Source organism: Sphingomonas sp. BK580 (genome assembly GCF_014194975.1).
Taxonomy (GTDB): Bacteria; Pseudomonadota; Alphaproteobacteria; order Sphingomonadales; family Sphingomonadaceae; genus Sphingomonas.
The window spans coordinates 187,094-199,844 of record NZ_JACIAY010000009.1 but is presented as its reverse complement, the minus strand read 5'-3'; the positions used below and the strand labels follow the sequence as shown (position 1 = coordinate 199,844).

Annotated in this window: 9 protein-coding genes; 1 reads left to right on the top strand and 8 read right to left on the bottom strand. The window is 63.0% G+C overall.

Features of this window, described 5'->3' with window-relative positions; translation table 11 throughout:
* Positions 1-409: 409 nt before the first annotated feature.
* The 3 genes from FHY05_RS16170 to FHY05_RS16160 form a co-directional block, all read right to left on the bottom strand.
* Positions 410-1,090: a hypothetical protein gene (locus FHY05_RS16170; RefSeq protein ID WP_183945469.1), complete on the bottom strand. Its 681-nt coding sequence runs from the start codon at positions 1,088-1,090 to the stop codon at positions 410-412.
* Positions 1,091-1,452: 362 nt separating this feature from the next.
* Positions 1,453-1,755, bottom strand: a complete 303-nt coding sequence (locus tag FHY05_RS16165) for an alpha/beta fold hydrolase (RefSeq protein WP_409321840.1) — start codon at positions 1,753-1,755, stop codon at positions 1,453-1,455.
* 366 nt (positions 1,756-2,121) lie between these two features.
* Positions 2,122-3,951 (bottom strand): alpha/beta fold hydrolase, encoded by a 1,830-nt coding sequence (locus FHY05_RS16160; RefSeq protein WP_221191251.1) that lies wholly within the window; start codon positions 3,949-3,951, stop codon positions 2,122-2,124.
* A gap of 774 nt (positions 3,952-4,725) precedes the next feature.
* Between FHY05_RS16160 and FHY05_RS16155 the strand changes: the two genes are divergently transcribed.
* Positions 4,726-7,677 (top strand): TonB-dependent receptor, encoded by a 2,952-nt coding sequence (locus FHY05_RS16155; RefSeq protein WP_183945466.1) that lies wholly within the window; start codon positions 4,726-4,728, stop codon positions 7,675-7,677.
* Positions 7,678-7,749: 72 nt separating this feature from the next.
* Here the strand turns inward: FHY05_RS16155 and FHY05_RS16150 are convergent, their stop codons facing one another.
* The 5 genes from FHY05_RS16150 to FHY05_RS16130 form a co-directional block, all read right to left on the bottom strand.
* A complete protein-coding gene (locus FHY05_RS16150; protein WP_183945465.1) occupies positions 7,750-8,199 on the bottom strand; it encodes a thioesterase family protein in 450 nt (149 codons plus the stop codon).
* A 95-nt stretch (positions 8,200-8,294) separates the two neighbouring features.
* The gene (locus FHY05_RS16145) at positions 8,295-9,038 is read right to left on the bottom strand and encodes a TetR/AcrR family transcriptional regulator (protein ID WP_183945464.1); all 744 of its coding nucleotides are present in this window, start codon (positions 9,036-9,038) and stop codon (positions 8,295-8,297) included.
* A gap of 68 nt (positions 9,039-9,106) precedes the next feature.
* Positions 9,107-10,480, bottom strand: a complete 1,374-nt coding sequence (locus FHY05_RS16140; RefSeq protein WP_183945463.1) for an amino acid permease — start codon at positions 10,478-10,480, stop codon at positions 9,107-9,109.
* Positions 10,477-11,823 carry an aspartate aminotransferase family protein gene (locus FHY05_RS16135; protein ID WP_183945462.1) on the bottom strand — a complete coding sequence of 449 codons (1,347 nt, stop codon included), beginning with the start codon at positions 11,821-11,823 and terminating at the stop codon, positions 10,477-10,479. Before FHY05_RS16135 ends, FHY05_RS16140 begins: the two co-directional genes overlap by 4 nt.
* Positions 11,823-12,716, bottom strand: a complete 894-nt coding sequence (locus FHY05_RS16130) for a 3-keto-5-aminohexanoate cleavage protein (protein ID WP_183945461.1) — start codon at positions 12,714-12,716, stop codon at positions 11,823-11,825. The genes FHY05_RS16135 and FHY05_RS16130 overlap by 1 nt, the downstream gene beginning before the upstream one ends.
* Positions 12,717-12,751: the final 35 nt, after the last annotated feature.

Below are 12,751 nucleotides of genomic sequence, written 5' to 3'. Positions count from 1 at the left end.
CTGTGCTAACCTCACTCACGGACGCCTCCTACAGTGGTGTTTCAACACCTCCACTCTGGCACATCGATGCCGTCAGGGGGCGTCCACCCCAACGAAGTTGGGAGTCGGGGCAGGGCGCCGGGAGTGACCGCTTGTGGGTCTTTCGACCGCGTCGACAGCGCCTAAGTGCGGATATGGCCCTCTCGGCAACCGCTGGCAGTTAGCGGTTGGTCGTAGGCCCAACCCGCGGACAGTTGATGTAACGGTTGATCGGTCCGTTCCGCCATCACCTCTGTGATCCGACGCTTCTTCCAGATCGGGCCTCTAACATGCCAGGGGTGCTGAAAACATGAAGATGATTTAAAAAATATTTTAAAAAACCAAACTCTTTAGAAGTGTTGCTAAGCAATATACTGCGAGGAATTCTGGCCTAACGAGAGAAGGGCTTTATCCCTTTTGAAGCGATACTTTGCAATGTGCGACCATTCGCTACATCAGCAAACATGTCTCGCAAATCTGTTACTCCTCTTCCCCGTAGAAGTTTTTCGTATTCCTCTTGGTAAGAAAGCATTCGTTGCTCAACCTCTTCGGTTAATCCGTGCGGATACTCCTCGCCAACATCAATCGGGTCGACATCGTAGAGTCCGGCTTGCCTCAAAGCAACGTAGACATCAACGTGCCGGACATATCGACCTAAAAGCTGGTTAAACGCAACATCGGCATTAGCCAGATGCATATTACTCCGAATTACACGAACAGCCTCTTGGTGGTTCGGTATCAGGACATCCATTTCTAACTTGCGTGAAAACGCCTCTTGGTGCGCTTCCGAGAAACGTGCAAGCCATGCCGGAGCATTTCCGGAGGAGCTGCGAAGATCATTGAAAACCTTTTGCCAAAGAAGCGTGTCACGCTGCAGGGCAGAAAAAAGCGGCCAGTAAAAACCGGACAGCCTTTGCTCCAAAATACGAGCTTTAACCTTCCATACCTCAAGATTAATCTGGTCTCGTGTTTTTACGGCGCTGTCAAATATGGCTTTTGCGCAAAAGCCCAGAGCCCCACAAAGGAGCGCCCATCCGCCATCCACTAGCCAAGAGGCGCTCCAAGCATGCATTGTTGCCCCCTATCCTCTATTCATGATCTTACAACTCTTCAAATGAGTCAAGCCGAAGAGGCGTCGCGGTTCGCGCAAGGTGTAGGCTATTGCGAAAGCGAACGAGCGGTTAATGCTCTAGCTGAGGTCAGCCGGACAGCTGCCCGATTGGTGTCGAAGGCTTGAATGCCAGCAAATACGAAAGACAGAAGTTGAGGGGCGGGAAGGTGGCCGTGGGTGACCGATCTGAGTCAATAGCTCGCCTGCGCCCAAGCATATCGGCCGGACGTTATCGTCGCTAGTTCTCGGACGACCGCCGATTTACGAATCCTCAGGGTGCCCGTCTGGCTCTTCAGCTTACCAAAGCGATTTGGTTTGCCCGCTCAAATCGCCAGGTTGCGCGCCGCCGTGGAGCTCGCCCGCATATCGAGAAGCTCCTCGTTCTTGCTCGCATCCGCCTGCATGTTGGTGAGGAACGATCGAGCCTCTGTCACGGCCGCCTCTTCGCCCGGCGCCGATGGGGGAAGAAGCGCCGGCCAAGTGAAAAACTGGTCGGGATGGGTTGTAGTTACCAGTACCAGCCCGACCGTATCGGTGGGGTGCTGTGCCGCAAACACCTGGGCATGTAGCCCGCCCACTGAATGACCCACGAGCAGGGATTGGCCCTTAACGTCTGCTGCTGACAACGCGGCATGCAGGCCGCGAGCAGCATCCAGACTGGAGCTCGGACCAGGCGGCGCTCAGTCGCTCTGTCCAACACAAGCCCGATCATACCGGCAGACTGAGGTGACCGGCTCCACCTTCGCAGCGATGGCCCGCCATCCGCATCTTCAACAGGCGCCGTTACCATGCCCGCGTCGAGCCTCCCTGCGCCCTTGCAGGAGAGACGGATCAAGCGTCCGCCCGCATCGAAGCGCCCATCGACTGCACTTTCCCGCGAAGCAGTCACCGCGCCGGACGCGCTGACGGCGACGCAGGACAACAGCGTTGCAGTTGACAGGGCGCGCATCCAAGGCTCCCGATCAGGAAACCTAGAGGCGATTATTGCGGCCTCAGGGTTTTAGAGCCCGTCCGGCAGGAGGCGGCGACTCAACGATCCCGAGCGAAGCTTCGAGGAAGGAGGTCATCGCTGAGTAGAACTGGACGCGCGACGCCACTGAAGCAAGACCGTGATTCTCGCCAGGATAGCGCATGTACCGCACGGTCACGCCTGCGGCGCGCGCCTTCTGAACGAATGCATCGACCTGACCGATAGACACCCGTGGATCGTTGACGCCATGGCGGATCAGCAAGGGAGCGCGGAAGCGGGACGCTCGATTGAGCGGCGAGAGGTCGCGATAGAAGCGGTAGACCTTGGCGTCATGGATGTCCCCGTACTCGACGCGGTCCGAGGCGGCGAACAGCGGGGTGTTCTCGAGTGAGGTGATCCAGTCCGTCGGACCCGCCTCGCTTACGACCGCCTTGAACAAGTCTGGTGAGGTCGAGCCGGCCGCCAGCGCCAGATACCCTCCGTAGGAGACACCTCCAACGGCGACGCGCGTGCCATCGAGTCCGGGTTGGCGCCGAAGCCAAGCAACGGCGTCGGAGACATCCTCAGCCTCGTGCGCGTGACCGAAGCCATCGTTGAGTTTGGCGTAGCTTTTTCCTTCTCCGATTGACCCTCGGTAGTTGAAGTCGAGAACGGCAATTCCGCGCGCTGCAAGCATCTGCACGTCGTAGAGGTATCCGGGGTAGGCGTAATCGGTGGGTCCGCCGTGGAGTAGGATAGAGACGGGGGGGCGACCCGGTGCGGGCGACCTCTGGGGCTCGTAGAGGAGGCCGGATAGCGGCACGCCGCCGCGAGCTCGGAAGTCGACGCGGCGTGGCGCGACCATCTTAGACATGTCCAGTCCGGCGCTACTCGCCGCGATGGCGCGGGTCACTCGGCCTGAGTCCAGGCGCCATACGTAGATGTCGCCGGGCGCGCGGGGGCTGTCCACCACCACTGCCGCGGTTGGGGCATCGCGCGCCACGGAAAGCTGGTATGAGCCGGCGGGAAGCGCCGGGGCAGCGATCTCCCGACCTGATCTGAGATCGCGTGCATGTAGTGCCGACATGCTGCGACCGAGCGTTTGCCAGACCAAGTAGCGGCCACCGCTGGCGAGCTGTACGTCGACCACGTCCGCGTCGTCCGACCTCACGAGCCATTGCAGCTGGCGGGATCCTAGGTCGACGTACACGAGGCCGTTACGCTCTCGGCCCTCGTTCGTCGCCATGTAGAAGCCGCGGCTATCGGGAGCCCAGGCAAGAGCGGCCGGGACGATCACCGTCGGCATGCCGTAGCTAGCCGGCGGGCGATCGGCGAAGAGCTGCTCAAGCCTTCCGTTCGCCATATCGACGAGCCAGAGCGCGTTCCGGTCTTCGCCAGACATTTGGACCACCAGCGCCCACCTGCCATCGGGGGACCAGCGGAGTGCCCGAAACCCGGGCTGCCCGCGCGCGATCAGGCGATTGGTGCCTGACACGAGGTCGGCGACCCGCAGGTCGAAACGCTCGCTCCCGTCTGGCTGGACGAGGTAGGCGTACCGGCGCCCGTCGGCGGAGAACGCACCCAATCTCGTGAAGTCAGACGACGGCGGCAGCACCGTGCGTTCCGCCAAACCGTCCGCACGCAGCCAGTTCAACCCGAAGCGCTCGTCTCCGCCCGTGTCCGCGGAGACGAGCAGTCCATTCCCGTCAGGCGACCAAAGTTCGCCATCGGCGCCCGCGCCGAACGTGAGCTGGGCCGGTGCGCCGCCGCTGGCATCCACGGTCCAGAGTTGAGGCAGGCCGGTTAGACGAGTGCGGTAGGCAATGCGCCGCCCGTCAGGTGAGAGGGAAGCGTCGATTGCTCCGCTGACCATCAGGAATCGAGCGACGGCAGGCGGCTCAGCGCCCGCGAGCCCAAGAGCCACGGCACTTGCAGGCGGAGGAGTGTCGGACTGCTGCGGTGAGGCCGCTAGCTCGGATGTGGCACTCGCCAACAGGGCGGCTATCAAGGTCTGCCGGAGCCTCACACTTATGCTCGCCCCTGCCGAACTGATGCCTGTCGTTCGCATCGGATGAACGCTTCTCATCTTGGTTGAGGGTTGCGCACGCACTCTCTGGCAGTTGAGGCGCTTAGCCTGGACGCTGTTCCTTACCAAAGACGATTGCGCGTGCCGCCAACACTACAGCGAGCAGTAATCGCGTGCTCGCTTTAGCGCGTCGTGTGCCGTGGTCTTGGAGGCTGGCTCCCCCACGCTGCCCGCCGGTGAAACGGAGGACATTCAAGGCGGTATCCAAGACCGCAGCTTCGAGGCGCTACGACTCAGCCGGATGAACGAACCGAGGCTTCGGGAGCCTACGAGGCTACGCTGAGCGACTGCTTCTCGGTCTAGGCACGAGAGGGGAGGGGCCGCAAGCGGCCAATCGCAGCTGGCCGACAGCCATATCCAGTTACCCGCTTACGGCCGTTCGCAGTGGTGCCATCAACGAGGGATTTTGGTATTGATGACGATAGTCGATTGTAATGGATTGTTTCTAGATTGATCGCGCCGTAGGGCCGGGGAAATGATCAGGGCGGCAGACCAGGCATGCTCCGCATCACGCGGTCACGCCGCGTCGACATCGCTCCCGATCCTAGTCTCGGAGAGAAGATGATGCGGTATCTCAGGCCCGTGCTGCTCAGCGCGGCATCGCTCGCCTGCCTGGCGGTGGCGTCCGGCGCCGATGCACAAACCTCCCAGGGAGTCCAGGACAGCAGCAACGCCGGCACGCCCGGCGCGACTGATGGGGTTCCGCTTCAATCCGACCCTGCGGTCGCGGGTGCGCAGGTCGCCTCGCCGGCCGCCGACAGCGCCCCTGCGGCAAGCGGCGAGGTCGTCGTGACTGGCATCAGGGCGAGCCTCGCATCGGCGCTCGCCATCAAGCGGCGCGCCGGCAACGTCGTCGACAGCATCACGGCCGAGGACGCGGGCAAGTTCCCCGAGAACAACCTCGCCGAGTCGCTCCAGCGCATCGCAGGCGTCTCGGTGGTGCGCAGCTTCGGCCTCGGCCAGCAGGTCTCCGTTCGCGGCCTCGGTCCGGACTTCACCAACGTGCTGCTCAACGGACGCTCCCTACCGTCGGACACGGGCGCGTTCGCGCCCGATGGCGGCGGCCGCGGGCGCAGCTTCAACTTCGACGTGTTGCCGTCCGAGATGATCTCGCGGCTCGACGTGAACAAGACCTCGCTGCCGCAGCTCACCGAAGGCGGCATCGGCTCCACGATCAACATCATCACGCCGCGTCCGCTCGACGGCGACAAGTCGTATGCGAGCCTCACCGTCCAGGGGAACGTCGTCTCCAAGGTCGATACCGTCAGGCCGACCGCCAGCGGCATCGCGTCGTGGCAGAACGGCGATCGGACCTTCGGCGTCGCGGTCTCCGGCTCCTACACCGACCTGCGTGCCTCCGAGGACTACATCCGCGTCGGACAGTGGGACGCCGGCGCGTTCAACGTCATCTCGGGCGGCACTGCGAACCCGTTCGTCTCGCAGCAGAGCTTCAAGGGGCCGCGGCAGATCAGCTACGGCGTCGTACGCGGCGGAACGAAGCGCTACTTCGGCAGCGGCAGCGTCCAATGGAAGCCGACGGACAAGCTGCTGCTCACCGCAGACGGCTTCTACTCCGAGCTGCACCAGCGCATCTCGGACTCGATCCTCAATCCGATCTTCGGCAACACGGTCGTCGACCCGGTAGTGAGCAGCAACGGCGTGCTCGTGTCGGGAACCTACCCTGGGCAGACGTTCCTAAACAGCCCGGCGGTCGCGGCCGCCCTGGCGACGGCGAGGGATGCGAACGGCAATCCTCTCTCCGTCGTCCAGCCGCAGACCCTCTCGGTGGTTCGCGCCCGCGACCGCGTGGCCAAGAGCTACGACGTCGGCCTGAACGCCCGATGGGAGCCGACCGATCAGCTCACGCTTGAGGCCGATGCCTCCTTCGCCAAGTCGACCGGCAACAAGCCCGACGACCCCTACATCCTCGTCGGCAACTACGCCCAGAGCAGCATCGGCTACCAGCTCAAGGACGGCAATCCGCTCGTCACCGACAACGACGCCGTCCTCCGCGATCCGTCGCTCGCACGGATCGGCACGTTTCAGAACTACGGCCAGCGCGTAGACGACAGGATCAACGAGGGACGCTTCCTCGCCCGCTACAGGTTCGAGAGCTCGTTCCTCTCGAACGTGGAGATCGGTGGCGACTATCAGGACCATCTCAAAGGCCTGAAGGACTACTCGAATCCGTCCGACTCGTACAACACGCTCACCTTCCCCTTCCCCACCTCGCTGTTTCGGCCCGTCTCGCTCGGGACGCACTTTCTGAGCGGGGATGCCACGCCGCCGGCGAACAGCTTCATCGGCTACGATCCTGCGCAGCTCGCCGCCTACCTCTCGCAGGCGGCCCAGCTGAACAGCCGCGGCAACTACAGCAGCAGCTACCTTCCGCAGACCGATGCGGCCGGCAACGTGTCGTGCACCGGCAACTGCGCGCTGATCGCGGCCGATCCGGCGCGGCCGGGCGGTCCCTTCGCGCTGGTGAACAATCCCGGCGGCAGCTTCGCCACCCAGGAGAAGGTCGCCGCCGGCTACGTCAACGCGGCCTGGCGCTGGAGCCGTCTGTCCGGGAACGTCGGCGTGCGCGTCGTCCACGTCGACACCCTCTCAACGGGCTTTGGCCAGACGGTCACCGGGTTCCAGGCGGGTCCGTCCGGCAGCTACACGTTCGCCTACTCGCCCGCGACCGAGCTGTCGGGAAAGGCGAACTACACGAGCGCGCTGCCGTCCGGGAACATCCGCTTCGACCTGACCGACCGTCTCGTGTTGCGTGCCGCCGCAGCACGCACCCTGACGCGAGCGGACCTCAACGACCTGCGGTTCGGAGACAACTGGTCCGGCTCGGTCGGCAACCTCTCGCTGTCGCGCGGCAATCCCGGGCTCAAGCCCCAGTTCGGCAACAACTACGACCTGTCTGCCGAGTGGTACATCTCGTCGATCAACTACGTCTCGGCCGCCGCCTTCCGCAAGGACCTGCGCGGGCTCTTCCAGGCGGTCACGACGGAGGAGACGATCCCGGGCGCGCCCGAAACGGTCTTCGTGACGCAGACCCGAAACGTGAGCGACGCGCGCGTGCAGGGCGTTGAAGTCGCAGGTCAGTATGCTCTGGACGAGCGGTTCGGCTGGGCGCAGGGCTTCGGCGTCACCGGCAACTACACGCACGTCGAAGCGCGCACCTCAACATGCGGCTTCACCGGTCTGTCACCCGACACCTACAATGCGAGCGGCTTCTACGACAACGGCAGGATCCAGACCCGCCTGTCCTACAACTGGCGGTCTAAGTGGATCACGAGCTGCAACTTCGACAACGAGGGCGTGCCGCAATACCACGCCTCGTACGGGCAGCTGGACCTCGCGCTGCGCTTCAACCTCAGCGACACGCTGCAGATCTTCGCCGACGCCACCAATCTGACGAACTCGAACAACTTCCTGTACGCGGGATCCACCGACCAATTCATCGAGCGAAACGTGAACTACAGCCGCTTCGATCTGGGCCTGCATATCACGCTTTGATGCCCATGATCTCGGATGCGGCTCTCCGCACCAGGGACGCGGCTCGCCGGAGTGTGGTTGAGCCCGGGCAGCTCAGCGCGCCCCGTCGACAGGCGTATGGCCAAGACGCTTTCTGACGACATCGGGGATCGTTCTCCCGACGAGTTTCCCACTGCCATCTAAAGCGCCCCAAACCCTCTTTTCGTAAGCTTCGATCGAACGGCCTGCAGTATTGTGAACGACATGCTCAATCTCGAAGCTTGACCGTCCCCAGCCGATCGCCCGCGTCAAAATGGTGATTGCCTCTCCGAACCGATTGGGCGACAGAAACATCGCGCGCGCATCGATCATGGGATATCCAATAATGCCGTGCTCTTCTTGCAAGTGCGTCAGTGATAGTCCCGCAGAGGCGAATAAACTATCTGTCGCTGCATTGAACATTCGAAAGTAATTTGGGTAAAAAACGATGCCTGCGGGGTCACAGTCGCCCCAAAGGATCTCCACCTGAACCGTGTTCGAGTGTTGCGCGGTGTCTGATTGCATTCTGCTGTCCCGCAGCCATGGCCGGGGCGCCGGCCGGTGAACGGACAGCAGACTCGCTGGCCGTTGAGCGAATATGGACTATCATAATATCTTGTTCAAAGGACAATTTCTATTTGTCCGGTTTTGCCGGAGCTAGTCCGTAGCAGTGCCTCGAGGCCGGAAATCACGACGTCGACGTAGGCGTTGAAGCTGGCATCCATCGGTCTCGTCGAGCCGTTTTCCCAACGGAGCATGAACGCGCGGTTGGCGAGCTTTGGGAGGAAGCGAGCCAGTAGCGGGTGGGTCTCGACGTTGACCGTATTCACACGCGCGCGCATGATGTCGTGGAAGTCGGCAACGTTGTCGGGCTGCGGAGCAAGTTCCAGCGTGACAAAGCCCACCTTGGCCGCGATCACGACGTTGAACGTGTCGACGATGCTGTCCTCTGGGAAGCCCGCCTCGATGAGTACGGTAAGGATCCTCTCGATGATATCGGGTCCGACGCCGGCGTTGGAGACGATCCGCGCGCCGATAAGGGGGGCGATCGCCGGATGGGCCTGGACCGCGCTCCTGTAGCGTCGGAACAGCTCCCTCATCCAATCCTGCCAGGCGCGCGCCTGAGGCGGCGGCTCCAGATCGCGCAGCGCGTAGCTCGCGACTGCGGCAAGGAGGTCGTTCTTGGTGGTCATGTGGTGGTAGATGGTCGCCGGAAAGACCTCCATCGACTTGGCGAGGTCCCTGACGCTGAAGCCATCGATGCCCTTGAGTGAAAGCAGCTCGAGTGCAGCCGACGCGATGTGATCGTGAGATACGGCCTGTGCCGAGCTCCGCCGCCCCCGTCCTTGCGTCCCCTTTGTCATCGCCGCCAAGTCCCTAAGTCCAGAATGCTGCCCGACCATCAGACCGGTCGGCAGATCGCAAGAGCGACCTATTCTAAAACAGGAACGATGCGGCGAGACAACGCAATAAGCGCGAGCGCGGCGAACCACCCGCCTGCAGCCAGGGTCACGATCCAGGCGGAGGAATTTGCGACCAGTAATAGTGTCGCGCTAGCGATGAAGGCCATGGTCGCCCAGCTCGAAGCGGGATAGAGGGGCATCGCGAACACCCCCTTCTCGGGTGGACCCAATCGTCGCCGCATGCCGCGATGCGCGATCAGCACGATCATCCAGACCCACAGCAAGAGGTAGGCGACCGCTGCCATCAAGACACTCAGTGCGTCGTCCGGTATCAGCCAGTTCAGCACAACCGTGAGCGCCAGGCAGGCCGCAGAAACTGAGATACTGCGCCGCGGCAGGCCGCTGTCGGTAATGCCGAGCGATGCGGGTGCGAACCTTTGCCGCGCCAATCCAGCCAGCATACGTCCCGTCGAGAACAGCCCGGTGTTGCAGGATGACACAACCGCAGTCAGCACAACGAAATTGACGATCCCAGCCGCTGCCGGGATGCCGATCCGCGTGAGGATCGCGACAAATGGGCTCTCACCGGCCGAGTAGCTCGTCCATGGAGCGATCGACATGGCGACGATCATCGAGCCCACATAGAAGAAGAGGATCCGGAAGACGACGCCGTTGATTGCTCGCGGTATGGAGCGCTCCGGATCCTTCGCCTCCCGGGCCGTCAGCGCGATCACCTCGACGCCACCGAAGGCGAACAAAGCGATGGGCACGATCGCGACGATCCCGACCCAGCCATGCGGGAAGAAGCCGCCATGATCGAACAGGTTGCTGAATCCCGCGCCTTCGACGTGCAGGACCGAAGGCGCGACGATCGCCACGAGTCCGCCGCCTATGAGGAGGACGATCGTCAGAATTTTGATGATGGCGAGCCAGAACTCGATTTCGCCGAACACGCGCACCGCTTTGATGTTTGCGGCATAGACCGACGCCAGCGTTGCGGCCGCCGGGACCCATTGCGGAACGGTTGGATACCAATAGCGGACGAAGACGCTGGTCGCGGTGATCTCGGTAGCACCGACGAGTATCCAGTTGGCCCAGTAGCTCCAGCCCGTGATGAAGCCGGCGGCCGAGCCGATGTAGCGTGTCGCATAGCTGACGAAGGCGTCCCCGGAAGGGTCGCGCAGCGTCAACTCGCCAAGCGCGCGCGCCATGAAGAAGATGAAGGCCCCGCAGGCGGCGTAGATCAGGATCGCTGCCGGCCCGGCGCTCGCGATGCTTTTTCCTGAGCCCAGGAACAGTCCCGCGCCGATCGCGCCGCCGATCGCGATGAATTGGATGTGCCGGTTGGTGAGCCTGCGGGTGGGCGAGCTCGTCGATGCGGCGTCGTCGATCGCTGGCGTCACGACCCAGCTCGAACGATTTCCGCAGCCCGGTCGAGCGCCACCTTCAGCCGAGATACGATCTCTACCAGCATCGCGTCGTCAACCCAGTAGGGCGGGGCGATCAGCAGGTGATCGCCCCTGATCCCGTCGATGGTGCCGGACCCCGGGTAGATCGCCAACCCCTCGTCGAACGTGGCCTCCTTGATGACGTTGGCGAAATTGGCCGCCGGCTCGAAGGGCTGGCGCGTCGCGCGGTCCGCGACGAACTCGACTCCCATGAACAGTCCTCGCCCCCGGACATCGCCGACCAACGGATGCCCGCCGATACGGGCGACCAACTCTTTGCGAAGTCTAGCCCCCGCCCGCCTCACGTTGGTAAGGAGATCGTCCTCCTGGATAATACGCTGAACCTCCAAAGCTGCCGCGCAGGCCACCGGATGGGCTTGATAAGTCTGGCCGTGGACAAAAATCCCGGACCGGCTCGCGAGTGTATCGACGATGTGTTCCTGCACCAGCAGGCCCCCGATAGGTTGATACCCTCCGCCGAGACCCTTGGCGATCGTCTGGATGTCGGGGGCGACGCCTTCCTGCTGCCAGGCGTGCGTCGTGCCCGTTCTGCCCATCCCTGACATGATCTCGTCCAGGATGAGCAACGCGCCGTGGCGATCGCAAACCTCTCGCACACCCTCGAAGTAGCCCGGTAGCGGAGCGACGCAGCCGGTCGTGGCGCCGACGACGGTTTCGGCGACGAACGCGATGATCTTGCCAGCGCCTGCCTCCTCGAACGCCTGGTCGAGTTCGGCCACCAGCCGCTGCACGTAGGCCTCGTCGCTCTCCGCCTCTGCTTGCTCGCGGTAGGGGAAACATGGGGAGACCGCGATGTGGCGAGGATCCAGCAGGGCTTCGTAGGGCGCCCGGCGAGCCGGATGACCGCTGATCGCGAGCGCGCCGAGGGTGTTGCCGTGGTAGCTCTGCCGCCGGTAGATGAAGCGGTCTCGCCCGACTTCGCCGCGCTCGAGCTGGTATTGGCGCGCCAGCTTGATCGCCGCTTCCATGGCCTCGGAGCCCGATGAGATGAAGAACGCATGCGACAACCCGCCGGGCTTTCCCTCCGTGAGAAGAGCCGCCAGTTCTTCCGCCGGCTCGCTGGAGAAGAAACTCGTATGAGCATAGCTCATGCGTTGCGCCTGACTGGCGATGGCATTGGCGACGCGGGCGTTGCCATGCCCGAGGCAGGCGACTGCAGCCCCGCCCGAAGCGTCGATGATCCTGCGACCGTCTTCTTGGACAAGGTAGATGCCCTCGCCGGCGACTGCCAGCGGCGGAGCGCGGCGGATGCTGCGATGGAGTAGCTGCGTATTCATCACGCGTTACCGACCTCGCGGAGGCCGAGGATCTCGCGCGCTTCGGCAGCACTGGCATGCTCCAGCCCGAGCTCGTGGATGATCCGGACCGTGCGTGCGACTAGCTGCTCGTTGGTCGCGAGCTGTCCCTTTGCGAAGTAGTTGTTGTCCTCGAGGCCCACGCGGACGTGGCCGCCGAGCAAGAGGGCCTGGGTGGTGGCGGGCAGCTGCGCCGGGCCGATCGCCGAAACGCAGAAGATCGATTGCGGCGGCAAGGCCGCGATCATCGCGGTCAGGATGTCATGGCTGTAGGGCATCGCGCCCTGGAAGCCTCGATCGGCCCCTAGCACCATGTTGATGTAGTAGGGCGGCTTGTCGTAGCCCTTTTGAATAAGGCGAGTGACGTCCTGCAGGATGTGGGTCGGGCTGAAGACCTCCCACTCGGGCTTGATGCCGCGATCGATGATCCGCTTGGCGAGGGCCTCGCACCGAGATGGCGGTGTCACGACCACGATCTCTCTGCCGCCGTGCACGTCGACGAACGTCATTCCGTCGAACGTCGCCATGTCGGCGCCGGCATCGCATCCCTTCAACCGCTCCTCGAAGTTCGACTCGAACAGGCCATCCGGCCGTTTGATCAACATGTCGCCGCTCGATCCGCCGCCGGTGGAGTTGTTGATCACTATGTCGCACTGCGCGCGGATGCGGTCGTTGATATTCCGGTAGATATCGGCGTTGCAGGTCGCCTGATCATCCGGACGTCGCGCGTGCAGTGCTGCGATGGCGGCACCCTCGCGATACGACCGGATCACGGACTCCGCAATCTCCGCCGGCTGAGTCGGCAGGTTCGGATTTTGAGCCTTGGTTGCCATGCCGCCCGTCGGGGCGACAGTAACGATGACCTTGTTCGACATGATGATCTCCAGAGCCTTGCTGCCACCGAGATAGA

Excerpts from the sequence above, each read along its gene's own strand:
- FHY05_RS16150 (WP_183945465.1), bottom strand. The coding sequence starts at position 8,199 with ATGCAATCAGACACCGCGCAACACTCGAACACGGTTCAGGTGGAGATC.
- FHY05_RS16135 (WP_183945462.1), bottom strand. The coding sequence starts at position 11,823 with ATGAATACGCAGCTACTCCATCGCAGCATCCGCCGCGCTCCGCCGCTG.
- FHY05_RS16170 (WP_183945469.1), bottom strand. The coding sequence starts at position 1,090 with ATGCATGCTTGGAGCGCCTCTTGGCTAGTGGATGGCGGATGGGCGCTC.
- FHY05_RS16155 (WP_183945466.1), top strand. The coding sequence starts at position 4,726 with ATGATGCGGTATCTCAGGCCCGTGCTGCTCAGCGCGGCATCGCTCGCC.
- FHY05_RS16145 (WP_183945464.1), bottom strand. The coding sequence starts at position 9,038 with ATGACAAAGGGGACGCAAGGACGGGGGCGGCGGAGCTCGGCACAGGCC.
- FHY05_RS16160 (WP_221191251.1), bottom strand. The coding sequence starts at position 3,951 with ATGGTCAGCGGAGCAATCGACGCTTCCCTCTCACCTGACGGGCGGCGC.
- FHY05_RS16130 (WP_183945461.1), bottom strand. The coding sequence starts at position 12,716 with ATGTCGAACAAGGTCATCGTTACTGTCGCCCCGACGGGCGGCATGGCA.